26 protein-coding genes are annotated in these 25853 nt (G+C 62.8%); 13 read left to right on the top strand and 13 right to left on the bottom strand.

Going from position 1 to position 25853, the window contains the following annotated elements; all coding sequences use genetic code 11:
• Positions 1-6 precede the first annotated feature (6 nt).
• The 6 genes from ACVWYF_RS11915 to ACVWYF_RS11940 form a co-directional block, all read right to left on the bottom strand.
• Positions 7-1365, bottom strand: coding sequence for an NAD(P)H-dependent oxidoreductase (locus ACVWYF_RS11915; protein ID WP_457068147.1), 1359 nt, complete (start codon positions 1363-1365; stop codon positions 7-9).
• A 196-nt stretch (positions 1366-1561) separates the two neighbouring features.
• Entirely contained in the window at positions 1562-2119 is a 558-nt protein-coding gene (gene rfbC, locus ACVWYF_RS11920; protein WP_457068149.1) for a dTDP-4-dehydrorhamnose 3,5-epimerase, read from the bottom strand.
• Between the two features lie 187 nt (positions 2120-2306).
• Positions 2307-3413: an NAD-dependent epimerase/dehydratase family protein gene (locus ACVWYF_RS11925; protein WP_457068151.1), complete on the bottom strand. Its 1107-nt coding sequence runs from the start codon at positions 3411-3413 to the stop codon at positions 2307-2309.
• A gap of 162 nt (positions 3414-3575) precedes the next feature.
• The gene (rfbF, locus tag ACVWYF_RS11930) at positions 3576-4469 is read right to left on the bottom strand and encodes a glucose-1-phosphate cytidylyltransferase (RefSeq protein WP_457068154.1); all 894 of its coding nucleotides are present in this window, start codon (positions 4467-4469) and stop codon (positions 3576-3578) included.
• Positions 4470-4515: 46 nt separating this feature from the next.
• Positions 4516-5286 (bottom strand): WecB/TagA/CpsF family glycosyltransferase, encoded by a 771-nt coding sequence (locus tag ACVWYF_RS11935; RefSeq protein ID WP_457068156.1) that lies wholly within the window; start codon positions 5284-5286, stop codon positions 4516-4518.
• A gap of 106 nt (positions 5287-5392) precedes the next feature.
• Complete coding sequence (locus ACVWYF_RS11940) at positions 5393-6790, bottom strand: exopolysaccharide biosynthesis polyprenyl glycosylphosphotransferase (RefSeq protein ID WP_457068158.1); 1398 nt, start codon at positions 6788-6790, stop codon at positions 5393-5395.
• Between the two features lie 611 nt (positions 6791-7401).
• Between ACVWYF_RS11940 and ACVWYF_RS11945 the strand changes: the two genes are divergently transcribed.
• The gene (locus tag ACVWYF_RS11945) at positions 7402-7860 is read left to right on the top strand and encodes a BLUF domain-containing protein (RefSeq protein WP_457068161.1); all 459 of its coding nucleotides are present in this window, start codon (positions 7402-7404) and stop codon (positions 7858-7860) included.
• 144 nt (positions 7861-8004) lie between these two features.
• Here ACVWYF_RS11945 and ACVWYF_RS11950 read toward each other — a convergent pair whose 3' ends face one another.
• Complete coding sequence (locus ACVWYF_RS11950; protein ID WP_457068163.1) at positions 8005-8502, bottom strand: hypothetical protein; 498 nt, start codon at positions 8500-8502, stop codon at positions 8005-8007.
• Positions 8503-9076: 574 nt separating this feature from the next.
• On the opposite strand from ACVWYF_RS11950, the gene ACVWYF_RS11955 reads away from it, so the two are divergent.
• The 10 genes from ACVWYF_RS11955 (at position 9077) to ACVWYF_RS12000 (ending at position 16316) form a co-directional block, all read left to right on the top strand.
• Positions 9077-10237: a DegT/DnrJ/EryC1/StrS family aminotransferase gene (locus ACVWYF_RS11955; RefSeq protein ID WP_457068165.1), complete on the top strand. Its 1161-nt coding sequence runs from the start codon at positions 9077-9079 to the stop codon at positions 10235-10237.
• An 8-nt stretch (positions 10238-10245) separates the two neighbouring features.
• Positions 10246-11178: an NAD-dependent epimerase/dehydratase family protein gene (locus ACVWYF_RS11960; protein ID WP_457068168.1), complete on the top strand. Its 933-nt coding sequence runs from the start codon at positions 10246-10248 to the stop codon at positions 11176-11178.
• 103 nt (positions 11179-11281) lie between these two features.
• The gene (locus tag ACVWYF_RS11965; protein ID WP_457068171.1) at positions 11282-11602 is read left to right on the top strand and encodes an ArsR/SmtB family transcription factor; all 321 of its coding nucleotides are present in this window, start codon (positions 11282-11284) and stop codon (positions 11600-11602) included.
• A 68-nt stretch (positions 11603-11670) separates the two neighbouring features.
• Complete coding sequence (locus ACVWYF_RS11970) at positions 11671-12489, top strand: sulfite exporter TauE/SafE family protein (RefSeq protein ID WP_457068173.1); 819 nt, start codon at positions 11671-11673, stop codon at positions 12487-12489.
• Positions 12490-12547: 58 nt separating this feature from the next.
• Positions 12548-13426, top strand: coding sequence for an MBL fold metallo-hydrolase (locus tag ACVWYF_RS11975; RefSeq protein ID WP_457068176.1), 879 nt, complete (start codon positions 12548-12550; stop codon positions 13424-13426).
• A gap of 63 nt (positions 13427-13489) precedes the next feature.
• Entirely contained in the window at positions 13490-13903 is a 414-nt protein-coding gene (locus ACVWYF_RS11980; RefSeq protein WP_457068177.1) for a rhodanese-like domain-containing protein, read from the top strand.
• Positions 13904-13962: 59 nt separating this feature from the next.
• Positions 13963-14298 carry a rhodanese-like domain-containing protein gene (locus tag ACVWYF_RS11985; RefSeq protein ID WP_457068179.1) on the top strand — a complete coding sequence of 112 codons (336 nt, stop codon included), beginning with the start codon at positions 13963-13965 and terminating at the stop codon, positions 14296-14298.
• A gap of 38 nt (positions 14299-14336) precedes the next feature.
• Positions 14337-14897, top strand: a complete 561-nt coding sequence (locus ACVWYF_RS11990; RefSeq protein ID WP_457068181.1) for a YeeE/YedE family protein — start codon at positions 14337-14339, stop codon at positions 14895-14897.
• A gap of 9 nt (positions 14898-14906) precedes the next feature.
• On the top strand, positions 14907-15317 hold the full coding sequence (locus ACVWYF_RS11995; RefSeq protein ID WP_457068183.1) for a DUF6691 family protein: 411 nt from the start codon (positions 14907-14909) through the stop codon (positions 15315-15317).
• A gap of 123 nt (positions 15318-15440) precedes the next feature.
• Entirely contained in the window at positions 15441-16316 is an 876-nt protein-coding gene (locus ACVWYF_RS12000) for a DNA/RNA non-specific endonuclease (RefSeq protein ID WP_457068186.1), read from the top strand.
• 95 nt (positions 16317-16411) lie between these two features.
• On the opposite strand, the gene ACVWYF_RS12005 is transcribed toward ACVWYF_RS12000, so the two are convergent.
• The 4 genes from ACVWYF_RS12005 to ACVWYF_RS12020 all read right to left on the bottom strand — a co-directional run bounded on the left by ACVWYF_RS12005 (position 16412) and on the right by ACVWYF_RS12020 (position 21706).
• On the bottom strand, positions 16412-17086 hold the full coding sequence (locus tag ACVWYF_RS12005; RefSeq protein ID WP_457068189.1) for a GAF domain-containing protein: 675 nt from the start codon (positions 17084-17086) through the stop codon (positions 16412-16414).
• A gap of 261 nt (positions 17087-17347) precedes the next feature.
• Positions 17348-19708 (bottom strand): FtsX-like permease family protein, encoded by a 2361-nt coding sequence (locus ACVWYF_RS12010; protein ID WP_457068191.1) that lies wholly within the window; start codon positions 19706-19708, stop codon positions 17348-17350.
• Positions 19709-19729: 21 nt separating this feature from the next.
• Complete coding sequence (locus ACVWYF_RS12015; protein ID WP_457068193.1) at positions 19730-20413, bottom strand: ABC transporter ATP-binding protein; 684 nt, start codon at positions 20411-20413, stop codon at positions 19730-19732.
• Between the two features lie 33 nt (positions 20414-20446).
• Positions 20447-21706, bottom strand: a complete 1260-nt coding sequence (locus ACVWYF_RS12020; RefSeq protein ID WP_457068195.1) for an efflux RND transporter periplasmic adaptor subunit — start codon at positions 21704-21706, stop codon at positions 20447-20449.
• Positions 21707-22010: 304 nt separating this feature from the next.
• Between ACVWYF_RS12020 and ACVWYF_RS12025 the strand changes: the two genes are divergently transcribed.
• Both ACVWYF_RS12025 and ACVWYF_RS12030 read left to right on the top strand, forming a co-directional pair.
• Entirely contained in the window at positions 22011-23378 is a 1368-nt protein-coding gene (locus tag ACVWYF_RS12025; protein WP_457068197.1) for a sigma-54-dependent transcriptional regulator, read from the top strand.
• A complete protein-coding gene (locus tag ACVWYF_RS12030; protein WP_457068200.1) occupies positions 23368-24723 on the top strand; it encodes a sensor histidine kinase in 1356 nt (451 codons plus the stop codon). Before ACVWYF_RS12025 ends, ACVWYF_RS12030 begins: the two co-directional genes overlap by 11 nt.
• Positions 24724-24834: 111 nt before the next feature.
• On the opposite strand, the gene ACVWYF_RS12035 is transcribed toward ACVWYF_RS12030, so the two are convergent.
• Together ACVWYF_RS12035 and ACVWYF_RS12040 are read right to left on the bottom strand one after the other, a co-directional pair.
• A complete protein-coding gene (locus ACVWYF_RS12035; protein WP_457068203.1) occupies positions 24835-25110 on the bottom strand; it encodes a hypothetical protein in 276 nt (91 codons plus the stop codon).
• Positions 25111-25163: 53 nt separating this feature from the next.
• The gene (locus ACVWYF_RS12040) at positions 25164-25577 is read right to left on the bottom strand and encodes a hypothetical protein (RefSeq protein ID WP_457068205.1); all 414 of its coding nucleotides are present in this window, start codon (positions 25575-25577) and stop codon (positions 25164-25166) included.
• Positions 25578-25853: the final 276 nt, after the last annotated feature.

Here is a 25853-nt window from a genome sequence, read left to right on the forward strand (position 1 = left end):
GTTGATTTAAAGGTTGGCCAGGGCAAAATCGGCGGGCACGAGCGGCTCGGCGGTGGCGGCCAGCTGGGGCGGGTTGAAATAGAGTTCCTGCTCGCGGCGCAGCTGGTCGATGAGGCGGCCGGCGGGCAGCGCCACGTCGTCGTAAGTCAGCACCTGGTCTTTGGGAATGTCGCGTAGCAGCCGGCAGCCCTCGGCCACGCCAATGGGCAGCAGGTTTTCGGCGCGGGATACGGTGTAGTTTTCGGCCAGCCCGTAGGTCATGTAGTGGCCAATGCCGTCGAGGGTGTCACCGGCCCGCAGGTCGATTTTGGCGGCCGTAATCACCTCCACTTTAGGAGCGCCGGCGGGGGCCAGGCAGGCATCGCCGAACAGCACCGCCCGCGCCACCGAATTCGGCGTTTCGAAATGGCACAGGTGGTAGGGCGTGTAGAAGCAGTACAGCGGCCCCGGCCCCAGCTTATACAGCTTGAGGTAGTGCTGCTGAATGGGGTCGTCGTGCGTACCCAGGATGAACACGCCGGGGCCAGGCTCGGCCCCCACCACGTAGTCCACGATGCCGGGGCCGCCGTCCAGCAGGCGCTCCGTCGGGTACCACTCGGCGGCTTTGCTTATGGGCGTGCCCGGGGCCACGGTGGGGCCGTACATGCCGCGCCGGGCTACTTCCATGCCCAGCGCATTGGCAATCACAGCCTGCTCGAAGCTGATTTTGCTGCCGTCGGCGAAGCTCGTGACCATGCTCGGGTTCTGGCCCCACTGCTTCGCAAAGCCCTCCTGGGTGGTGGGGTTGCGGTAGGGGTCGTGCAGGCCCTTGATGTTGCCGCAAAGCACCGGCTTCACGCCCAGGCCCAGCACGAAGCGGGCCAGGTTGAGGGTCACGCCGGGCTGGTCGCCGTCGCTCACGGTGTACACCACGCCGGCGCGGTCGGCGTATACTTTCAGGATGGCCCCGGCCGTGCCGTCCAGCTCGGCGTTCAGCAGCACGACGTGCTTGCCGTGCCGGATGGCCTCCAGCACCACGCGCGCGCCGTGCTCCACCGCCCCGGTCACTTCAATGATGGCATCGATGCCCTCGGCGCGGCTCAGCAGCAGCGCGTCGTCGGTGATGGCGCGCTCGCCCCGCGCAATGCAGGCCTCCAGCGCGTGTACTGAGCTGACCTCGATGGGCCCCAGCTCGCCGGCCTCGTGGTAGGCCCGCCGGGCCTGCTCAATGGTGCGGTTAGCAATGGCCACGAGCTCCATGCCGGGCACGTAGCGGCAGATTTGCAGGGCCACGCCCCGGCCCATAAAGCCCGCCCCCACCATGCCCACCCGAATGGGCTGACCGGCCAGCTGGCGCTTCTTCAAAGCGTTGTCAACAAGTATCATAATGCAGAAAGAGAGGTGAGAAAAGCAGTTTTGGGGAGGCGCGCCGGTCCGACCGCCCTAGGCGGTCCGACCGGTTTTTGCAAGCGCCATTAGGGTTCGTCCGGGCTTGCGCAGCTGGATTCGTTCGGCCGGCAACATTCGTTCGGCCGGCAACCGGTCAGACCGCCTAGGGCGGTCGGACCGGGCCTTGCTTCAGTTACACCAGTTCCTTCATCGGCACGGCCAGCCCCTGAAAATCGGGGTGTTTCCGGTCTTTTTCGGAGATAAGCAGGGGCTGAAAGGGCCAGCGGATGCCGATGGCGGGGTCGTCCCAGCGCAGGCCGCGCTCGGCCCCCGGCGTGTACTTGGCCGACACCTGGTAGCACACGTCCGTATTGTCTTCGAGAGTCAGGAAGCCGTGGGCGAAGCATCCGGGCACAAACAGCATCCGGTAATTATTGGCGGCCAGCTCCACCGCTATCCACTTTCCGAAGGTGGGCGACTCCTCGCGCAGGTCCACTATCACGTCCAGAATAGCGCCCCGGGTGCAGCGCACCAGCTTGGTTTCTTCGTAGGGCGCCAGTTGGTAGTGCATGCCGCGCAGCGTGCCCCGGCGCGGGTTATAGGACAGGTTGGCCTGCTGCGGCGGCATGGCAATGCCGTGGGCGGCAAACTCGTCTTCGCACCAGGAGCGGGCAAAAAAGCCGCGTTCATCACTCAGCCGGTCCACATCGATGAGGAAGGCCCCGGCAAGGGCAGTTTCGGTAAATTTCATCGCATTAAAAGCAAGGTGAAGGGGTGATTGGCAAGTTGAATTGATTTCTGGCCGTCATGCTGAGCGCAGCCGAAGCATCGCGCGTGGGGTAGTAATCCAATCGTATTGATTAGTAGCGGCGGGCGCGATGCTTCGGCTGCGCTCAGCATGACGTTCTCTTGATTGACGTTCTCATAGCCCAGATGGCTTACACCACCACCAGCTCAGCCCGATAGAGCGGCACGGCGGCTTTGGCCGGGCCAGGAGTCCAGGTCAGGTCCTCGGTCAGCTCGTCCTGCTCGCGCAGGGCGGCCAGCACGCGCAGCCGCATCAGCCGCGAGGCGCGGAAATTGGGGTCGCGGAAGCCCATTTCCACCAGCTTGCGCTGGAGCTCGCTGATGGTATCGGCGAGGGTATGGATGGGCTGGTGGTCGGGCGCGAGGCGGCGGAACAGGCTGAAATCGACGCGGTACGAGCGCAGGTCGGGGGCGGCGTCGGGGTTGAGGCGCACCTGGGTGCCGGGAATGGCAGCGGCTACGGCCTCGGCCAGCTCGCGCACCCGGTAGTTCCAGCTGTTGGCCCCGGCGTTCACAGCCACGAAGGCCCCGCCGTTGCTGGCCTCGCGCGTCACGGCCCAGCCAATGGCACGGGCCATATCCAGCACATGAATGAGGGGCCGCCAGGGCGTGCCATCGCTCAGAATGCTGATTTCGCCGGTGGCCACCGCGCCGGCCACGAAGTCGTTCAGCACCAGGTCGAGGCGCAGGCGGTCGCTCCAGCCGCAGGCCGTGGCGAAGCGCAGGCAGGTCACCCGGAAGTTTGCATCGGCCAGCGGGGCCAGGTCGCGCTCACTGGCCACCTTGGAGCGGGCGTAGGCCGTGAGCGGGTTCAGGGTGGAAGTTTCGGTTTTGGCGTCCTCGCCGCCCAGCCCGTACATGCTGCACGAGCTGGCAAACACGAAGCTTTTCACGCCGTAGGTTTTGGCGCGCTTGGCCAGCGCGATGCCGGCGCGGTAGTTTACGTCCATCGTCACGTCCTCGTAGGCCGTGCCCATGGGGTCGTTGGAAATGGCGGCCAGGTGTACCACGGCATCCACGCCGGCCAGCAGGCCCGAGGGTAGCGTCCGCACGTCGCCAAACACCTGACGGTCGAGCCGCGACTCGGGCAGGCGCGTGGCCCCCGTCAGGCAGTGGGCAAAAAAGCCCATGTCGTAGCCAATCAGCTCCGCGTCGGGGTAGGTTTGTCGGAGGTGGCGCACCACGCCGGGCCCCACGTAGCCCATATTACCGGTGATGAGAATGCGGGCAGGTTTCATAACACAGTTTATTAATAGTGAGATTTATACAGCCATCAATCAACCAGAATGCCATACCGGGCGCGCCAACCCATCGCGGCCGTGGGAAGGGGCTCCGTCCTATCTCGGCGGAGCTCCGGCAATGCGCCAGCGGTGCCCGGCAAGGCGTTCGTGGTCGTGGTTTCAGTCGCTGGGCATGAGGCGGGTGGCGGCCGGCCGGCCCCGGCCGGCGGGCTCGGCCAACGGCGCGGCCAGAATGGTTTTGAGCTCGGGCGCGGTCACGGGAGCGGTGGAAACCTGGTCCCAGAGCTTCCATTCGGCCTTGCCGGCCTGCCACAGTTCTTCCAGCATGTTGCGGTCGCGCAGCGTGTCCATGGGCTGCCAGAAGCCGGCGTGGCGGTAGGCGGCCAACTGCCCGGCGGCGGCCAGGTGCTCCAGCGGAGCCTTTTCCCACACCGTCTGGTCGTGGTCGAGGTAGTCGAAGATGCCCGGCTCCAGCACGAAAAAGCCGCCGTTAATCCAGGGCGTTTCGCCGCCCTCGGGCTTCTCCATGAAGTTGCTGACGTGGCTGTCGGTATCGCTCAGGTTGAACACCCCGAAACGGCCCGGCTGCCGGACCGCCGTGAGGGTGGCCAGCACGCCCTGCGAACGGTGGTAGGCGATGCTGGCCGCGATGTCGACGTTGCTCACGCCGTCGCCATAGGTCAGGCAAAACGTCTCATCATCCAGGTACTTCTGCACGCGGCGCAGGCGGCCGCCGGTCATGGTTTCCAGGCCGGTGTCTACCAGCGTCACGGTCCAGGGCTCGGCGTTATTGCGGTGAATCTGCATCTCGTTGCGGTCCATCCGGAATGTCACGTCCGAGTTCAGCAGGAAATAATCGGAGAAATACTGCTTAATCATGTGCCCTTTATAGCCGCAGCATATCACAAAATCGGTGATGCCGTGGTGGGCGTAAATCTTCATGATGTGCCACAGAATGGGCTTGCCGCCGATTTCTACCATGGGCTTGGGCCGCACGCCGCTTTCCTCGCTGATTCGGGTGCCGTAGCCGCCCGCTAGTATCACTGCTTTCATATTGGATGGATGAATGGGTGAAGGGTCGAATGAGTGAATGGCCCGCTCAGGCCACGGCCGGCAGCCAGCCGACCATGTTTTCGAGCGTGGCGCGGGCCATCAGGTACATGAAGCGGGTGTTGGTGACGAAATAGCGGCGGGCCAGGCGGCGCGGCTCCTGCCACAGCCGGAAGGCCCATTCCAGCCACAGCTTGCGCGCCCACGACGGCAGGCGTGGCTCCAGCCCGGCATACACCCGGAAGGCCTGCCCCACCCCCAGCATGCACGCCCCGATGCGCCCCTGGTGGTCCGCCATCCAGCGCTCCTGGCGCGGGCAGCCCAGCGCCACAAACAGCAAATCCGGGTCGGCCGCGTTGATGGCGGCCACCTCGTCGGCGTCCTCCTCGTCCGTGAGCGGGCGGAACGGTGGCGCATAGGCGCCTACTATTCGCAGCGTGGGCAATTCCCAGCGCGCCCGCCACACCATGGCCTGCAAAACGTCATCGGTAGTGCCATAGAAATACACCGCCTGCCCGCGCTCGGCGGCAGCACATAGCAGAGCGGGCAGCAGGTCCATGCCCGCCATGCGCTCCTGCGCCGGCCCCCGAAACCAGCGCACCGCCGCTGCCACCGGGCTGCCATCGGGCGCGGCCACCGCCGCGTTGTTCACAATCTGCCGGAACTCGGCGTTGCGTTCGGCTTCCACCAGCATATGCACATTGGCAAAGCACACATAGGCCGAGGCCCGCGCCGCGCCCAGCCCCAGAATGGTATCGACGAAATCAGCGGTGCGCCCCGTCGAGATATTGGCGTGCAGGACAGCGTGTTTGGGCAGCATAGTATTTAGTGGGTTGATGGGTTGATGGGTTGGTGAGTTAATGGGCGGCGAATTGAGAGTTTATGAATTTGGTCCATCCACTAACCCGCCAATCCATTGACCCACATCAATAGGCGTTTTCCTCGCCCTTCACCATGTTGCGCACGGTTTTGCCGATGATTTGCAAATCGAGCCCGAACGACCAGTTCTGCACGTATTTCAGGTCGTATTCCACGCGCTTTTCCATGGCGTTGGGGGCGCGGGTTTCGCCCCGGAAGCCGTTCACCTGCGCGTAGCCCGTGATGCCGGGTGTCACGGCGTGGCGCAGCTGGTAGGTGCGGCCGCGCTTGGAATATTCCTCCAGCTGCGACACCATATTAGGCCGCGGCCCTACCACCGACATATGCCCCAGCAGCACGTTGAAGAACTGCGGCAGCTCGTCCAGATTGTACTTACGCAGATAAGCACCTACCCGCGTCACCCGGGGGTCGGCCTTGGTGGCCTGCAACTCGGTCTGGCGGTGGTCGGCGCGCATCGTGCGCAGCTTGTAGCACGGAAACAGCTTGTTGCGCTTGCCCGGCCGCATCTGCTTGAAAAACACCGGCCCCGGCGAATCCAGCTTGATGAGCAGCGCCAGCACCGGCAGAATAATGGGAAACAACCCCAAAATCACCAGCAGCGAAAACGCCAGGTCAAACACCCGCTTCACCACCTGATTGGTCCGGAAGCCCAACGGCTCCTGCCGCACCATGAGAATGGGCAAATGGTCATGGAAATACACGCCCACGTCCTGGCCCACCGTGCCCTGGTAGTCGGGCACAATGCGGAAGGCCAGGAAATGGTCCTCCGCGAAGCGCGACAGCTCCTCAATCAAATCGTGCCTATCGAGCGGCAGTGCGTAGTAGATTTCGTCTACCGGCGTGCTTAGGCAGTAGCTCATTAGGTCCGTCACCGCGCCGCGCCGGTGCGCCCGCAGGTTGGTGGGCAGCGCCTCGTCTGTAAAAAAACCCTTGAACTGGTAGCTGGCCGAGTCGTCGGCCGTGAGGGCATGGTACAGCTCCTGCCCGCTCTGGCTGGCCCCCACTATCACAAAACGGTTGTGCAGCCGGGCAAAATACCGCAGCCAGGTGCGGTAGCCAAACGTGATGCCGAAGCGACCCACCACTACCCCCGCCACCGCAAACCCATACACCGCGGCCAAGTAGCGCGTCGATAGATAATTGATGCGCAGCGCCACCACCGTGCCCACCACCAGCACGCCGTGCAGCAGAAACGCCTTTAGCAGGTGCCGCAGCTTCTCGCCGTAGGAGATGCGGCGGTCGAGCCGGTACACGTTGGCATATTGCCGCGAGAGCAGCCACCACAGCAGCGCAAACGCGATGATAAAAAAGGGCGTCTCGCCCTGCATCGACCACGAGTGCCACACCACCAGCTGCGCCGCGTGAAAGGCCAGCCAGATGAGGCCGCCGTCCATGGCCAGCAGAATAAAGCGGGAAGTATCCGAGTATCGTACATAACGCTCCATAGCTCAGGAAGTAACAGGTTGTTGACTATCCGCGGCAAGCGCATGGCTCCCCGGATGAATATGGGAGTAAGGTATAGATTTAATATTTAATTATCAATATTTAATATGATTAAATATTAGTGCAATAATTTTATTTGTGGAAATAATGACAAGACTTGTGACTGAATCACAGAGCATTAAAGTTTTTAATATTCATTATTTAATATATTAAATTCTTGCCCAAACGCTGACCTCTGTTCATGGACCCGGCCGATGGCCCTTGAGGCACGGCAATGGCCCGGCCAGCCCGGGGGATTATGCCAGTCGCTGGCAGGGCATGGCCAACGCCGGGTTTGTCGCCCCACCTCTGCCAGATGGCATATCTTATTTTTTGAATCAAATTAATATACAATATGTAATCATTAAAATTATATGTACATTTGAACGCTTGCCAACTATAAGTATCTGTGGCCCTTTCACTCCCGCCACATTATGCACCAATCCGGCTCATTCTGGTCATCACTGGCTGGCGCTGGCTCCCCGCGCCACTGTCGGCAGCCTTGTATAGGTAAGCCTCCATTCTTTTTTCTTATAGCCGCCGTTGCGGCTTCAGCAGCTTCCCGGTTATGGGCTTGTATCACCTTCTATACCAAAGCCTGGCCCTGGCCAGCTTCAGCCTGCCGGAGCTGCTGGAACTGCTGCAACAGTCCCGCATGTACAACGCCGCCCGAGGCATCACCGGTATTCTGCTGCACGCGCCCAACGGCCAGTTCCTGCAACTACTGGAAGGCGAAAAGGGGGCCGTGCAGCACCTCTACTACCACCGCATTGCCGCCGACCCGCGCCACGAGCACCTTGTGGTGCTGAGCGAAGGCCCCAGCACCACGCACCTGTTTCCAGACTGGAGCATGAGTTTTCGCTCCGGGACCAAGGCGCTGGCGCTGCCGGGCTACCTGGCCCCCAGCGCGGCCTACTTCCGGGTAAGCAACCTGGCCCAGGCCCCGCCCGAACTGAAGCACCTGCTGCTGGATTTTACGGCCGGCTACGACGACAGCCCCTTGGCCGAAAGTATGATTGGCAGCCGGCGCTAATGCCGTAGCGCGAACTCTCAGTTCACGTACCCGCGCCATTCGGAGACGCGAACCAACAGTTTGCGCTACGTGCCTGCCGGCCCAAAAAAACACCGCCCGGCCATGGTGGCCGGGCGGTGCAGCGTGCCCAGGAAAACGGTGTGTCTAGCGCGAAAACACCGAAGTATATACCGAGCCTTTACCGGCAGCGCCTTCCGAATGGGTGAGGCGCAGCGTGTTATCCGTTAGCTCGGCCACGGCGAAGCGGCGGGTGCGGTCGGCCTGCGTGAGGATGAGCGAGTCGGCCGAAGCCGTCAGGCGCCAGGTGCCGCTCACGGGCTCGGCGGTTTGCTTGCCGGGGCGCGGGCCACGCAGCAGCGTGTAAGTGCCATCCGACTTATACACGGCGCTTTGCACCAGCATAGAGGGCTTGGCCTGGGCAAACAGGTCGGAGGTGGCGGCGGGGGCCGTGCCTTCGCCGGCCGCGCTCACGGTGAGGCCAGTCTGGCGCCAGGTACCGGTCGTGAGCAGGTCGGGCTTGGCCAGCGTGGAGGCCGCCGAGGATGATTGGGGAGAGCTATTTACTTGCTCGAGCTCTTTTTCGCAGGAGGCTAAGGTCAGCGCGGCGAGGGCCACACCCAGGAACAGGGGCATTTTTTTCATGCAAACAACTTTGGGGTTTTACGCCGCCCCGAAGCGGGAGCGAGCATAGTGAAACATATAGTTATTTAATGGGCAAGCATTCAAATTCAGCATCAGGACTATATCCGATACTTGGGAGCCTAACTTTTGTCGTTTTATTTTGGTTCAGCCTTTCGCGGAAAAAGACTATTATTAGAATTTTGTATTTGGAAAATCACATTGAATAAATTTGCATAAAATGACTCTATTGCAGCATATTACAAATATAAAACCTGGCTAAAAGGCAATATACTCCGCATTACGCCCGGGCCGATATTGGTTTTGTTTTAAATCCATTTCTATTCATGCGCGGTGGCAGGGGCAGTTTTGCCGGTAGCCGGCGGCGCTGGCCGGCCGGGGCCAGGCTTCAGCTCGCGGCACGGCCGGCCAATGGCCTACTGGTTCCGAGGCGAAACCGGGGCGGCCTGATGCTTGGGCAGTCAGCCTGTATTCCCAGCAAGCCACTATTTTTTCATCAAAAAAACTAATTACTAAAAATTGTAAATTAATATCCAAAGATATTATTATATTTAAGCCACATTTTTCCATATCACCAATGGTTAACGCTTCCACATCTGCCCCACTGGTGGGTACCTCGGCTCCCGCAGTGGGCCAGCTGCTGCCCATGTTCAGCACGTTTGTGCATCCCGGCGCGGCCCGGCGGGTGGGCGACGTGCTGGCCAGCACCTATTTGAGCGAAGGAAAGCTGGTGCAGGAGTTTGAAGCCCGCCTGAGCGCCGAGCTGGGCATGCGCCACCCAGCGGCCCTGAACTCGGGCACCAGCGCGCTGCACCTGGCCCTGGAAGTAGCCGGAATCGGGGCGGGCGACGAGGTTATTCTGGCCCCGCAAACCTTCATCGCCTCGGCCCTGACGGTGGTGCAGGTGGGTGCCCGGCCGGTGTTTGCCGATATTCAGTACGAAACTGGCAACATTGACCCCGCCGACATCGAGCACCGCATCACGGAGCGCACCAGGGCCATCATGGCGGTGCATTGGGGCGGCTACCCCTGCGATTTGGCCGAAATCCAGGCCATTGCGGATAAGCACGGGCTGGTGGTGATTGAGGACGCGGCCCACAGCCCCGGGGCCAGCTACCGGGGCCAAGCCATCGGGGCTGTTTCGGACTTCACCTGCTTCTCGTTTCAGGCCATCAAGCACCTCACCACCGGCGACGGCGGGGCGCTGTGCGCCCGCGCCCCAGAAATGGCCCGTGAGGTGTTTCGGCGGCGCTGGTTTGGCATCGACCGGGCCAATTCGCCGGTGAATGAGCTGGGCGAGCGCGAATACGACCTCATCGACGTGGGCTATAAATACCACCTTTCGGACTACGCCGCCGCCCTTGGGCTGGCCAACCTCGACGGCTTTGATGAGCGCATGACGGCGCGCCGCGCCCGCGTGCAGCAGTACCGCGACGGCCTGCGCCAGGTGCCCGGCCTCACCCACTTCGTGCATCAGCCCGACCGTGAAAGCGCCCACTGGCTGTTCGGCTTTCACGTCGAAAACCGCCTCAGCTTCATTCGGGCGCTGCGGGCCAAAGGCGTGGCCTCGTCAGTCGTGCATGACGGCATCGACCACAACGCGCTGTTTGGGGGCAAGCGCCCCGACCTGACCCGCCAGCGCCGCTTCGACGAAACCCAGATTCACGTGCCCCTGCACGATGCCCTGACCGCCGAACAGGTGGCCTACATCGTGGATGTAATCAAGCAAGGATGGTGAGCCCGGCCATGAAAGTTGTGCTGTTTGGCCACACCGGCTTTGCCGGCCGCAACGTGGCAAAGGAGCTGTGCCGCCAAGGCGTGGACTACGTGGGCGCGTCGCTCAGCACCGGCCTCGACCTGCGTGATGCCGCCACTACGGCCGCGTTTCTGCGCGCCCACCGCCCCACGCACATCGTGAACTGCGCGGCCCATGTGGGTAGCCTCAACTACGTGACGGAGAAGGCCGCTACGGTAATAGCCGACAACTCGCGCATGATTCTGGGCATGTACGAGGCCGTGGCCCGGGAATGTCCGGACGCCCTAGTGGTCAACCCGATTGCCAATTGCGCCTACCCGGCCGAGGCCGACGTATTTGAGGAAAGCGGCTGGTGGAACGGCCACCTGCACCGCTCCGTGCTGAGCTACGGGGCCAGCCGCCGCCTGCTGTGGGCCACCGCCGAGTGCTTCGGGATGCAATACGGGGTGCGCAGCATTCACCTGCTCACGCCCAATATGTACGGTCCCTTCGATTCGACCGACCCCAACAAAGCTCATGCGCTCAATGCACTGATTTCGAAGTTTGTGAAGGCCGAAAACCTGGGCCAGCCCGAGCTCTCGATTTGGGGAACCGGCCTGCCCATCCGCGAGTGGCTCTACGCTTCCGATTTTGCCCGCCTTGTCTGGGAAGTGCTGCAAAACCCCGACCGCCCCGGCCTCAACCAGCCCACCAACCTGGCCCAGAACGACGGCCTGAGCGTGCGCGAGCTCGTGGGCATCATCCAAACCAAATTCGGCTACCACGGCCAGCTCCGCTGGGATGCCAGCAAGCCCGACGGTGCGCCCAAAAAGGTAATGGATAACGCTAAGTTTCGCCAGGTATTTCCGGAGTTCCGCTTCACCGATTTCCAAGAAGGCATCGCCGAAACCATCAAATACTACGAGTCGGTGTTTCCGTACTGAGGGGCCGGGTTTCGCCAACAATTCGGAACCGTTTAGAAAGGCGACGACCTAAACGAGGCCCGACACTTGCATAAATGAACAATTGTTCATAAGTTTGCAGTCGATGATGCCCCCCGCCGCCCCTGCCGTCGACATGAATCTCTCCGTCGAGAAGATGGAGAAGGTGGCCTTCATTCTCAAGACCACGGCGCATCCCACGCGCATTGCCGTGGTGCAGCTGCTGGCCAACCACGAGAGCCTGGCCGTTTCCGACATCAGCGAGCGGCTGAACGTGGAGCAGAGCCTCCTTTCCCACCACCTCTCGGGCATGAAGCTGAAAGGCATCCTGAGCAGCACCCGCGACGGCAAAAACATCTACTACGCCCTCAAAATGCGCGAAGTCATCGACGTGATTCAGTGCTTGGCCGCGTGTACGTTCCTGTAAGTACAGCGACTTTTTTTTGGCCTAATACATGAACAAATAATCATAATTTCATACGTTTTTTACCCCTGATGCTGCATTATTTCGGCTATTTCGCGGCCATTTTTATTGGGCTTTCGCTGGGCATTATGGGCGGGGGCGGCTCCATTCTCACGGTGCCCGTGCTGGTGTACCTGATGGGCGTGAGCCCGGTGCTAAGCACGGCGTACTCGCTGTTTGTGGTGGGCAGCACGGCGGTGGTGGGGGCCACGGGCTACTTCCGGAAGGGGCTGGTGTCGCTGCGTACGGCCGTTGTTTTTCTGGCTCCTTCGCTGCTGGCGGTGTTTCTGGTGCGCAAAGTGGTGCTGCCGGCCATTCCGCACGAGCTGTTCGCCATTGGCGGCCTCGTGTTCACCAAGGATTTGCTGGTGCTGGTGGCTTTCGCGGTGCTGATGGTGGCGGCGGCCACGTCCATGATTCGCAGCCGGCCGGCCGAGGTGGTGCCGGCCGGGGAGTTGCACCACCGGCAGGCATTTAATTACCCGCTCATTCTCGGCATTGGGCTGGTGGTGGGCACGCTCACGGGGTTTGTGGGCGCGGGGGGCGGCTTCCTCATTATTCCGGCGCTGGTGCTCGGGGCGCGCCTGCCCATGAAGCTGGCCGTGGGCACCTCGCTGGCCATCATCGCCCTAAACTCGCTCATCGGCTTCACGGGGGATTTGAGCGCGGGCACGGCCGTGGCCTGGCCGTTTCTGCTGGGGTTTCTGGCGTTTGCGCTGGGCGGCATCGTGCTGGGCACCTACTTGGCGCGCTTCATTCCGGGGGCTAGGCTAAAGCCGGCATTTGGCTGGTTTACGCTGGGAATGGGCACGTTTATTCTGACCAAGGAGCTGCTGTTTCACCACGGCTAAATCGTGATTTTCCAGAATATTATATCCGTTTTCTCATTCGTTTTTGCTGTTGCTTCCCATGAAAATCGAACAGTTTGAGGACAAGGGCCTGGCGCACTTCTCCTACGCCATTCTGAGCGAGTGCGCCCGCGAAATCGTCCTCATCGACCCGGCCCGCAACCCGCAGCCCTACTGCGACTACGCGCAGGCCCACAACGCCCGAATTGTGAGCGTGATTGAGACGCACCCGCACGCCGATTTCGTGTCCTCGCACCTGGAAATCGCGCAGTACACCGGGGCCGTTATCCGCGTGAGCCGGCTGCTGGGGGCCGATTATGCCCACGAGGCGTTTGACGACGGCGATTCCTTCACCGTGGGCCAGCTCACCTTCCGCGCCCTCAATACGCCCGGCCACTCGCCCGATTCCATCAGCATCGTGCTCAGCCGTGCGGGGCAGGACGTGGCCGTTTTCACCGGCGACACCCTGTTTATCGGCGATGTGGGCCGGCCCGACCTGCGCGAAAAGGCCGGCAACCTCACCGCCCGGCGCGAGGAGTTGGCCCGCCAGCTGTACCACTCGCTGCGCGAGAAGCTGATGCCACTGGCCGATGCCGTGCTGGTGTACCCGGCACACGGCGCGGGCAGCCTGTGCGGCAAGGCCATGAGCGGAGCCAACAGCAGCACCATCGGGGCCGAAAAAGCCGGCAACTACGCCCTCCGCCCCCTGAGCGCGGCCGATTTCATCAAGGAACTGCTGGCCGACCAGCCATTCATCCCGAAATATTTCGGCTACGATGTGGCACTGAACAAGGCCGGCGCACCCGCCTACGCCCCCGGCGTGGCACAGGTGCCGCGCCTGCCCGCCGGCACCATCCCGGCGGCGGGCGCGTTGGTGGTGGATGCCCGCCCCGAAGCCGAATTCAAAAAAGGCCACATCTTGGGGGCCATCAACCTCTAGCAGGGTGGCAAGTTTGAAACCTGGCTGGGCTCCGTAGTGGGGCCGGCCTAGCCGTTTTACCTGGTGGCGGCCGATGCGGCAACCCTGGAAAACCTGATTCAGAAAACTGCCAAAATCGGCTATGAACCGTTGATTCAGGGTGCGCTAGTGGGCACGCCGGCTACCGCCGCCACGCTGCCGGTACTGGACGTGGCGCAGTTCCGCCGGCACTCCGAGCAGTACACCATCGTGGATATCCGGAGCGCGGCGGAACACCGCGACGAGCCGATTTTCGACGGCGCGCTGAACATTCCGCTGCCGGAGCTGCGCGAGCGGGTGCCCGAAATCCCGACCGACAAGCCCGTGCTGGTGCATTGCGCGGGCGGCTACCGTTCGGCGGCGGGCAGCAGCATTGTGGCGGCGGCCCGGCCCGGCGCGCGGGTGCTCGATTTGGGCGAGGCCGTGCAGTCGTTTCAGCTGGCCGGCGCAGCGCATTAGCCGTATTACCGGCACAACCTTACAATTCATTTATCATTCATTTTTAAATCCTTACCGCCATGTTCGAAGTGTCTAAAACCGATTCTACTTACAAAAACCTCTCGTCCGAACAGTTTGCCGAAGGCCTGACCGATGGCCGCGCCGTGCTGCTGGACGTGCGCCGCCGCGAGGAGTTTGCCCAGGGCCACCTGCGCGGGGCGCGCCACCTCGAAGTCACCAGCCCGGACTTTGCCCAGCGCGTGGCCAACCTCGACCCTACCCGCCCCACCTACGTGTACTGCCGCAGCGGGGCGCGCTCGGCCACGGCCGCCACGCAGTTGAAAGCCGCGGGCTTTGGCCAGGTTTTCAACCTGGCCGGCGGCATCCTCGACTGGCCCTATTCGATAGCGCGGTAGGCCATATCAGTCTCTTTTTGGGTTGATTTTATTGATTCATGCTTGAACTTCTGCAAAAGCCCTGGCCCTGGTACGTAGCCGGGCCGCTCATTGGGCTGACGGTGCCGGCGCTGTTGCTGGCGGGCAATAAAGTGTTGGGCATCAGCTCGTCGCTGCGGCACATCTGTGCCGCCTGCGTGCCGGCGGGCATTCCGTTTCTGCACTACAACTGGCGGGCCGAAAGCTGGAACCTGGTGTTTGTGCTTGGCATTGCGCTGGGCGGCTTCATCGGCTACCGGCTCATGGGCCACCCGGCGGCGGTGGCCATCTCGGCCGAAACGGTGCGGGACCTGAAGGCGCAAATGCACCTCACCGACTTCACCGGCCTGCTCCCGCGCGAGCTGTTTGCCCTCGAAAACCTGGGCAGCTGGAAGGGCTGGGTGTTTATGGTGCTGGGCGGCTTTCTGGTGGGGTTCGGCACGCGCTACGCGGGCGGCTGCACCTCGGGTCACGCCATTTCGGGCCTTTCCAACCTGCAATGGGTGTCGCTGGTGGCGGTGGTGGGCTTCTTTGCCGGCGGCCTGGCGATGACCTGGCTGATTTTCCCGCTGCTGTTTTAATTCATTGTGATGAAGTATTTTAAGTACCTGGTCCTAGGCACATTGTTCGGCATCATTCTCACCAAGAGCGAAGTCATCAGCTGGTTTCGAATTCAGGAAATGTTCCGGTTCCAGGCTTTTCACATGTACGGCGTCATCGGCTCGGCCATTGTGGTGGGGCTGGTTTCGATTCAGCTCATCAAGCGCAACCGCCTCAAAAGCCTCAGCGGCGAGCCCATCGTCATCGCCGACAAGCAGTTCAACCACGGCGTCTGGATTGGCGGCTTCATTTTTGGGCTGGGCTGGGCCATCACTGGGGCCTGCCCCGGCCCGCTGTTTGCGCAGTTGGGCAGCGGCATTGGAGCGGCAGCAGTGATGATTGTGGCCGCCCTGGCCGGCACCTGGACCTACAGCGCCCTGCGCGGGAAACTGCCCCATTAGAGCTGCAACGGCGAGGCAGCTAACGCCTTCAATCAACTCAAAGCAGCCCAGTCGAGTCGAGTGGTCACAAGGACTTTTTTAGCCCCTTTCTGCGTAGTAAGTGCTATTGCTTCCCGTTAACTTATGCAAAATCCCTTTCGGCATTTACGTTTTCCCATATTCGCTCTGGCCCTGCTGCTGGCGGCCTGCCAACGGGAAACCGTGGCCCCCGCACCCGCTGGCCCCGGCCCTACCGCCCAGCCGCTGCCTGAGCACCTCACGCTTGGCAACCCCAGCGGGGCCACTACTGATATCGCGCAGCCCACCAACTACCTGCTGCTCAAGCCGCAGTATGCCCTGAGCTACCACCGCGACCGGGGCATTCCCAACTGGGTGAGCTGGCATCTGAGCCCCGACTGGCGCGGCAGCGCCGCCCGGCAGGACGACTTCCGGCCCGACAACACGCTGCCCACCGGCTGGTACCAGGTGCAGGCCACGGGCTACACCGGCTCGGGCTTCGACCGGGGCCACAACTGCCCCAGTGCCGACCGCACCAGCACCGTAGCCGACAATTCGGCCACGTTCTTCATGACCAACATGATGCCCCAGGCCCCGCGCAACAACCAGCAGACCTGGGCCAACCTGGAGGACTACTGCCGCACGTTCCTCGACGATGGCAACGAGGTATACCTCATCTGCGGCAGCTACGGGCGCGGCGGCACGGGCACCAACGGCTACGCCACCACCCTGGACCAGGGCCGCGTCACGGTGCCGGCCCGCTGCTGGAAAGTGGTGGTGGTGCTGCCCATTGGCACCAACGACGCCAGCCGCGTCAGCGCCAGCACCCGCGTTATTGCCATTGATACGCCCAACGACAACGCTCTCCTCACGACGTGGGGCAGCTACCGCACCAGCGTCGACGCCATCGAAACCGCCACCGGCCTCGACCTTCTTTCGGCCGTGCCCACGGCCATTCAGCAGGCCCTTGAGGCCCGCACCGACACCGGCCCCACCAACTGAGTGAGCTGCTCATTATCAGTTTCCAAAACCAACACGAGCGGGCCAAATGGTCCGCTCGTGTTGGTTTTGGAGGCGTGAAAATCAAGCAAAAGCAGCTAGTGCTGCACCTCTGCCAGCAAGCGTTGCAGGTCGGACAGGCGGCGCTCTACTTGGGCCAGCAGGCCGGTGGGCACGGGGATTTGCACGCCGTGGCGGGTGAAGAGGTAACGCACCAAGGCCGTGAGCTCCCGCAGCTCTTCCTGAAGCTGGGTGCGCAGCTGCTCCCACTGCGCCGCGCCGGTGGGCGGCTGGGCCAGGCAGGCGTGCCGCACGGCAATGGCCTGGCTGACCACGGCCGCCAGGTGGTCAAGCACCTGCTGTTCATCGGCGCTAAAGGTGCGAGGTTGGCGGTCGATGATGCAGAGGGTGCCGATAAGGCGCTGGTCGGGCAGGCGCAACGGGGCCCCGGCATAAAAGCGCAACTCGTTCTCTTCGGCGGCGCGGGCGGCTTCGGGCGTGATGGTCGCACTGCTTTCGAGCACCAGGTCGTGGTACACTACGGCGCGGGCCTGCCGGTCGTTGCCGGGCATGCCGTGGTTGGCGGGGTAGTACACCTCGTTTTCCTCCACCACGGCAATGAGGGAAATGGGCAGGCTGAACAGTTGGGCTGTGAGGGCTACAACCTCATCGAACAGGGGCTCGGTGAGGGCAGGCAGCACCTCGTAGGCACGGAGGCTGTGCAGCCGCTCGGTTTCGTCGGCGGGCAGCAAAGAGGCAGGGGTAGCAGGCATGGGCAAAGCGCGACCGTGGCTGTTGCAGAACCCTAAAGCGGGTTCACAATCAGGTAGCAACGGTTGCAGCGATATGCAGAAACGCGATTTACAGCCGGTTTGCGGCGAGACTCATGCCGTAGCAATAGCACTGGGTGTCCGAAACCGGGTTCTGCAACAGCCACGACCGTTTGAATGAACCCGCTCAGCGCGTTGCCCGCCGTCCCAACTGCTGGCAAATGTGAACGTTTAGCAACTCAGAGCGACCAGCCTGTTTTTCTATCACCCTGCCCGCAGGCTCAGCACGGGGTTGCGGCGGGCGGCGCGCCAGGCCTGCACGCTTACGGTGAGCCAGGCAATGAGCAGGGCCCCCGTTCCGGCCGCCGCGAAGTACCACCATTGCCATGCCACGCGGTAGGCAAAGCCTTCCAACCACCGCTGCAGGAGCAGGTAGCTCAGAGGCAGCGCCAGTACGATGGCCACGACAACCAGCCAGGTCAGGCTGCTGGTCAATAGCCACACAATGCCCAGCTCGCTTGCGCCCAAGGCCTTACGGATGCCGATTTCCTTGCGCCGCCGCTCGGCGGTGAAGGCGGCTAGCCCGAGCAGGCCCAATGCGGAAATGAGAATGGCCAGTCCGGCGAAGTAGCGGGCGAGCACCGCCACCCGCCGTTCGGCCACGTACTGGGCCTGGTAGTCGGCATCCAGAAACGTGTAGTCGAGCGTAAAGCCGGGGTTGTAGGCGGCGTACAGTTGCTGAAGCCGAGCAATCGTGGCCTGCTCCGCGTTGGGCTGGAGCTTCACGAGCACCGTGTTAATCGTGGGGTCGAGTTGGAGGCGAAGGGGTTTTATTTTTTCGTGCAGAGACTCGTAGTGGAAGTCGCGGACCACGCCCACGATGCGGGCCCCGTCGAGCTGTTGGCCCACGGGGTCGGGCATCCCCAGGCCGGCCACCAGGGCCTGGTTGACGAGGATGGCGGCGCTGTCGGCGCGGTACTGCGGCGCAAAGCTGCGGCCGGCTACCAGGTGCAGGCCCATCGTTTCCACCAGGTCGTAGTTGACCAGCATCGTCCCTACTGGCAGGCGCTTCCCCCGCCAGCTCATCTCCGCGACGTAGCGCCCCCCCAGGAAGCCGCCCAGGACGCTGGACGCCCGCACGACGCCGGGCAATTTTTTCACTTCGCTCAGAAAGGCCGCCTGCTGGCGCGCCGCCTTGCCGCCCGTATCAAAGCGGAGCACGTGCGCTTTATCGTAGCCCAGCGGCTGGCGCTGCACAAACGCCAGCTGCGCGTTGACGACCACCACGGCCACGATGAATAGCACCGAGAGCGTGAACTGCAGCACGACCAGTCCCTGCCGCGTCCACACGTCGCCGGCCCGGGTCGGCAGCTTGCCTTTCAGCACGGCCGCCGGCTGAAACCCCGACAGGTAGAACGCGGGGTAGCTGCCCGCCAGCAGCCCCGTCCCCAGCGCCAGGGCCAGGCTGGCCCCCACCAGCTGCGGCTCCCAGCGCAAGGCCAGCGGCTTGCCCGTCAGCGCGCTGAACTGCGGCAGCACGAGCTGCACCAGCCCCACGGCCACGACCAGGGCCAGCAAGGCCATCACCACGGATTCCGTCAGGTACTGCCCCACCAGCGCGGCGCGGCTCGCCCCCAGGGCCTTGCGAATACCCACTTCCTTTACCCGCCGCGAGGCCTTGGCGGTGAACAGGTTCATGAAATTGATGCTGGCAATCACCAGAATGAGCCCGGCAATCAGGGCGAACAGCCGCACGTAGGTAATGCGCCCCCCGGTGGCGACGCCGTTTTCGTAGGTGCCGTGCAGGTACCCCGCCGCGAACGGCCGCACGAACAGCGTGCGCCCCCGGGCCTGGGCCTGCGCACTTTTGGTTTTCAGCAAACCCGCCAGCTTGGCTTGAAACTGCGCGGGGTCGGCCCCCTCCTTTAAGGCCAGGTAGGTGGTGAAGGGGCCATCGTCGTCCCACTTGATGGTTTCGCTCATCTGCATCCGGTCCCTGAACGAGGCAAACGGCAGCACGAAATCAAAATGCTCGGACGAGTTGCGCGGCACCCCGGCAAACACCCCGGCCACCAAGCTGGTCTGCGTGCTATCGGCGGCTAGTTGCCATTTCACGGCTTTGCCCAGGCTGCGCTGCGGCGACCCAAAGAGCTTGGTGGCCAGGGCTTCGGAGAGGACGATGGCGTGTTTATCCCGCAGCGCCGTGGCGGGGGAGCCCACCAGCAGGGGGTAGGAAAACAGCTGGAAGAAGGCCGAGTCCGCGTATTTGGGGACGGCGGTGAGCTGCCGCCCGCCCGCCGCCAGCGTGAACGGGGGAAAAAACGGAACCGGCGTGGTGGTAGCCACGAATTCAATCTCCGGCATTTCCCGCCGCAGGGCCTCGGCCAGCAGCGGCACGGTGCCGATTTGGGTCTCGATGCCGGCGGCCGTGCGGCGGTTTTCCAGCACTTGATACAGCCGGCCGTCCAGGGCGTGGTAGCGGTCGAAGCTGCGCTCGTCGCTTATCCACAGGTAGATGAGCAGCGCGCAGGCCAGGCCGGTCGAGAGTCCAATCAGGTTGATGAAGAACGTGCTTTTGAACCGTTTAAAGTTGCGGTAAATGAGCAGCAAGGGGTAGGGAAGCATGGCCGAAGGGGAAGGAATCGGTTAGAATTGGCTGCGGCTGTTTTCCAACACCACCTGCCCGTCGAGCAGGCGGATGACGCGCCGGGCGTACCGGGCGTCGTGCTCGGAGTGCGTGACCATGAGCACGGTGGTGCCCGCCTCGTTCAATTCGGTCAGCAGGCCCAGCACGTCGTGGCCGCTGACCGAGTCGAGGTTGCCGGTGGGCTCGTCGGCCAGCAGCAGCGGTGGGGCATTCACTACGGCGCGGGCCACGGCCACGCGCTGCTGCTGCCCGCCCGAGAGTTGCAGCGGAAAGTGGTTGCGCCGGTGCAGCAGCTGCATTTTCTCCAACACCTGTTCCACCCGCTGCCGCCGCTCGGCGGCCCCCACGCCGAGGTAGCGCAGGGGCAGTTCCACGTTCTCGAACACCGTCAGCTCGTCAATCAGGTTGAAGCTCTGAAACACGAAGCCCAGGCTGCGCTTGCGCAGCTCGGCCCGCTGCCGCTCCGAGTAGCGGCTGGTTTCGGTTCCCAGCAGTTGCAGGCTGCCGCCGTCGGGCTCATCAAGCAGGCCCAGCAGATTGAGCAACGTCGATTTGCCGCAGCCCGAGGGGCCCATGATGGCCACAAACTCCCCCTGCTCCACGCTCAGCGAAACGTGGTTCAGTGCCTTGGTTTGCACTTCCTCGGTGCGGTACACCTTCTCCAGGTTTTCGGTCTTAATCATGAGTTTCATGCTTTACTGGTCAATTTTAGTTGCCTAGGGACGGCTGTCATCCAGCACCAATTCCTGCTGGTCGGCGTAGCCTTCGTAGCTGGAGGTCACGACCCGGTCGCCGGGTTGCAGGCCCGCCAGCACTTCGTAGTAGTCGGGGTTCTGCCGCCCCAGCCGGATGGCTACCCGTTCGGCCCGGGTGCCGTCGGCAGCCAGCTTGAACGCCCAGTTGCCCACGGTTTGCTGGTAAAAGCCGCCTTTGGGGAGCAGCACCGCCGGGGCCTTCGCGCTTAGCGCCAGCCGGATGGGCAGGGTCTGGCCCCGCCGCAGGCCCGGTGGGGGCGCGCCGGTAAAGGCCAAGTCGATTTGCAGGCCCTTGGCCACCTGAGCGAAGATTTTAGTCACGCGCAAGGCATACGCCTGGCCCTCCACCACCACTTCGCCCACCTGACCGGTTCCGATGCGGGCAATGTAAAACTCGTCCACCGCGGCGTGCAGTTTCACGCCCGCCAGCGCGTCAATCTGCCCCAGGCGCTGGCCCCGCGTTTTGGCCTCGCCCACTTCCGCGGCCAGCGAGCTGAGCCGCCCGCCGACCGGGGCCCGCAGCAGCAGGTCGTCCATCTTGCGCCGCATCAGGGCCAGGTTGCTGGTCATGCGCTGCACTGATTCCTGCATGGTACCCAGCTGCTGCTGCATGGCCACCGAATCCTGGCGCAGGGTCTGTTGCGTCAGCTGCCGCCGGCGCCGTTGGTAGCGGTAGGCGTTCTGGCTTTGCAGGTAATCCTGCCGCGCAATCACCTTCTGCTCGTACAGCACCTGGTTGGTGTCAAACACCCGCCGGGCCTCGGCCAGCTGAAAGTCGATGTCGGCTAGCTGGTTTTGGCGCAGAATGCGGTTTTGCAGCAGTTGGTTGCGGGTGTTGCGCAGGTTGTTCATCAGGTCGTACACGGCCGTTTCGCGGTTCACCATTTCCAGTTGCAAGTCGGGGTTGGCCAGCCGCAGCAGGGGCTGGCCCGCCGTCAAGGTCGTGCCTTCTTCCACCAGTACCTGCTGCACCGTGCCAGCCTCCGCCGCATCCAGGTACACGGTGCGCAGCGGCTGCACCACCCCGTCGATGGCCGTGAATTCCTGAAAATTGCCCCGCGTAACGGGGCTAATGGTCAGCCGGCTGGCCGCGACGTGCAGTCGCTGGCCTGGCTTAGGCCAGTAGAGGCCCGCCGCGCCCGCGCCCACCAGCACCAGGGCCCCCAGCCACCACCAGCGGGCAACAAACGACCACTTCTTCTTCGGTATCAGGACATCCATTCGGTTCGGCGCAGGCAATAACAGTAATAAGCTATTGACTGAAGGTGCCAAGAACGGTGCCCCAAACACAAACTATTGCAAATCAATAGCATGAGTTGAGAACCTGATGGCCAGCTGTTGCCGAGCGTCCGGATTTGATGCAATTAACCGTCCGGTTCTGATACATTCTGAGTGAGCCGACGGGATAATAATGGCTTGGCCGACTGAAAATCAGTATTTTCTGAGGCCTGCATGGTTTATGTAGCCTGATTTGGGGCGGGCACCTGCTAGTCCCGACTTTTACGTTTTACAAAACTGCTTTTTCATGATTCTTAAACACGCCCGCATCCTGGTGGTAGACGACGAGCCTGACGTGCTGTTCGCCCTCCGGCTGCTGCTCAAAAATGAGGTGCGGGAAGTAGTGACAGAGAAAAACCCGGAGCTGCTGCTCTCCCTGCTCCGCCAGCAGCACTTCGACGCCGTTTTACTCGACATGAACTACCGCAGCGGCCAGGCGACCGGCAACGAGGGCTTCTACTGGTTGGGCCGCATCCGGGAGCTCGACCCCACCACGGCCGTTATCCTACTAACGGCCTACGGCGACGTGCGTACGGCGGTGCGCGCCCTTCAAGCCGGTGCTACCGACTTCCTACTCAAGCCATGGCACAACGAACAGCTGCTGCAAACGCTGGCCGCCGCCATCCAACCTAAAACCGGTAGCAAAAGCGGGGGAAGCCCGAAAAAGCCACCTGAGCCGGCCGCCACTACTGCCCTGCTAGGCGAGTCGGCCGCTATGCAGGAAGTGCGCGCCATCATTGAAAAGGTCGCCCCAACCGAAGCCAACGTGCTGCTGCTCGGCGAGAACGGCACGGGCAAGGAACTGGTCGCCAAGTCCCTGCACGAGCAGTCGCGCCGGGCTGCCCGGCCTTTCGTGGCCGCCGACGTGGCCGCGCTCAGCGAGGGGTTGTTTGAAAGCGAGCTGTTCGGGCACATCAGGGGCGCGTTCACGGATGCCCAGGCCAGCCGCGTGGGCCGGTTCGAGGCGGCCACCGGCGGAACCTTGTTTCTGGACGAGATTGGCAACATTGGCCTACCGCAGCAAGCCAAGCTGCTCACGGCCCTGCAAAACCGCCAGGTGGTGCCCGTAGGAAGCAACACCCCCGTGCCAGTGGATATCCGGTTGTTGTCGGCCACCAACGCCCCGCTGCACGCGCTGGTGGCCCGCGGGGCCTTTCGCCAGGACTTGATATACCGCCTCAATACGGTCGAAATCATGCTGCCGCCCCTGCGCGAACGCGACGACGACGTGCAGCTGCTGGCCCAGCACTTCGCGCAGGTGTACGCCGCCCGCAACCGGCAACCCGTGCCGGAATTCAGCGCCGCCGCCCTGCGCAAGCTTCGAGGGCACGCCTGGCCCGGCAACGTGCGGGAACTACAACACGCCGTGGAGCGCGCCGTCATCTTGGGAGCAGGCCCCGTGCTACATCCGGCCGATTTCTCGTTTCGGAACCCCGAATCGGCGGCAGCGCCCGCTGCGACCGTGGCTGAGCATCCGTTGCCGTTGCTGGAAGTAGAAAAAAACACCATCCAGCAGGCCATTGAGCGCCACCAGGGCAACCTCACCAAAGCCGCCAAGGAACTGGGCCTCACCCGCACCGCCCTCTACCGTCGGCTCGACAAGCATGATATTTAATCGCCTGGATGCCCGCCTGCTGGGACGATTAGTGCTGCTGGTAGCAGCACTGGCCGCGAGCGGATACGCCACGCTGCACCACGCCTATGGGCTAGCCCTGGGGGCCCTGTTGCTGCTGCTAGTGCTGGTCCTGGACCTGACCCGCTATTTGACGCGTGGCCAGCAGGCGCTGGCCGACTTCACCCTGGCCCTCAAGTACCGGGATTTTTCGCGGCAGTACCCGGCGCAGTCCGTCCAGGCATCACTGCGGCCCTTATACGAGGCGTTCAACCAAGTCAACGCCACGTTTCGAGAACTGCGGGCCGAGCAGGAAGCACAGTCTCAGTACCTGCAAACCATCCTGGCCCTGCTCGATACGGGCATCGTGTCCTACGACGCGGCGGGCACCGTGGCTTGGGTGAACGAGGCGTTTAAACAGACGCTGCACCTGCCTTACCTGAAAAACATTCGGGCGCTGCAATCCCGGCAGCCGGTCCTGTACGAGGCCATCTGCCGGGCGGTGCCCGGCCAGCCCGTGGTGGTGAAGCTGACGGTGGGTTCCCAAACGGTGCAGCTGCTCGTGTCAGCCACCCAGTTTAAGATACGAGGCGAAGCGTTTACCCTCTTGGCCTTCAAGAACGTGAGCCAAGCCCTGGCGGATACTGAAACGGCCGCCTGGCAGCAACTGCTACGGGTCATGACGCACGAAATCATGAACTCGGTCGCCCCTATTGCCTCGCTGGCCGATTCGTTGGGCCGCCACGTGCGGGCGGCCCAGCAGCAAAATGCGGACGCCCAGTTGCTCGACGATGTAGGCACCGGCATTCGCATCATTCAACAGCGCAGCGAAGGATTGCTGCGCTTTGCCCAGGTGTACCGCAACTTCAGCACTCTGACCCCGCCGCAGCGCACGACCCTATATGTGCAGGAATTGCTTCAGACCACCCGGCAGCTACTGGCGGAACAGCTGGCCGCACAAGGCATTGAGGTTACCCTAAGCGTCTGGCCTGCGCACCTCACCCTGCACGCCGACGGCCACCTGCTGGAGCAAGTGCTCATTAATCTGGTGCTCAATGCGGCGCAGGCAGTCACCCAAACCTCTAACCCTCACATTAGCCTGTTGGCCTGGCCCGATGAACAGGAACGGGTGGTTATCGAGGTGAAAGACAACGGGAGTGGTATCCCCACCGATGTACTGGATAGCATTTTCATTCCTTTTTTCACCACCCGCCCCAACGGTTCTGGGATTGGGCTGAGCCTGGCCAAGCAAATCATGCAGTTGCACCAGGGCAGCATTCAGGTTCATTCCGTAGCGGGAACAGGCAGTGCGTTTCAACTGTGGTTTTCCCCTTCAGCTACCCACTAGGGGTATGGGCATATCCTCTGTGCTGCTACTACAAATGTTCTGAATAGCCAACGGAGTGAGAAGGATGAACCGCACAAACTTGTGGGGCACCCGCTGCCTTTCGAACGGGGCCTAGGGTTGCTCTTTGGCAACCAGCAGGTTTTCGAGCATTCCTACCACGCGGCCCCATGTTTTCAACAAGCGGCGCAGGGGTTCGTTGTCGCCGGCCGCCTTCCATAACTCGTCCTCGGACTGGGTGATGAGGCGGTGCAATACTGTCAGCAGCCGGTCCGACTGCTGTTCGGACCGACTGCGACGGCCCAGCAGGGCCTCTAATTCTGCCAGCCGCTGCGTTCCCGCGAGCCAGGCCGAACCGGTAGGCAGGGGCTTGGCCTGCTCCGTTGGCACCGGTCGGGTTTGGAAGATGACGAGGGGGCCCCCTGCTCGTCCCGTAATTATTCTTAGGCGGCGAGGCCCACCAACGCCTTGTCCAGCAGGTCGCGGGCCGTGGCGACTTTGTGGGCGTCAGACCACGTGCCGTGAAGCAACGCTTCGCGCACGGCCCGCAACCGTTTATCCACCGCCTGCAGCACGCCTTTTCGGACCGGCAACGCGCCGAGTCGGGTCAGTTCGTGCGCGAGGCGTTGCGCCGTTTTACGCTCCCGTAGCAACTCCGTGCTGACCCGTTCCAACTCGTCCAGGGTGCGGTTGCGCTCCTGGCGTAGCAGCTCGGCCCGGTTCACCTGGGGCGTGGCTAAGTAGCACTCCCGGGCCAGGTTCAGGGCGGCCAGGCCTGCTTCGAGGAGAATACCGGCCGCGGCGAGGCCAGCTTTAGCGTGACGGATGTGTAGCGGGTCCAGGGGGAAGTCAACCATGGGGACTGAACGGGCGGCTGGGGGACTGCGTTGGAACGGGTCGGCGAGCGGGAGGTTGCCCGGAGCGACGTCACCACGTTCGGTGGCGCGACAGGAGTACGACCGGCAAGCCCCTGGCAGGCATTGGGCCGAATGGGAACCGGACGGCGGCTTAGACCCGGCGGCCCGGCGAGGCCAAGGAATGAGGTGGTCGGGTAAAAACAGACAGTGCGAAGTCTTACCTTCCACTGCTCATGCCCGACAAAACACTCCCGAGCGGCTCGCCGCTGACCCGCA

It is taken from the genome of Hymenobacter sp. UYAg731 (assembly GCF_054061335.1).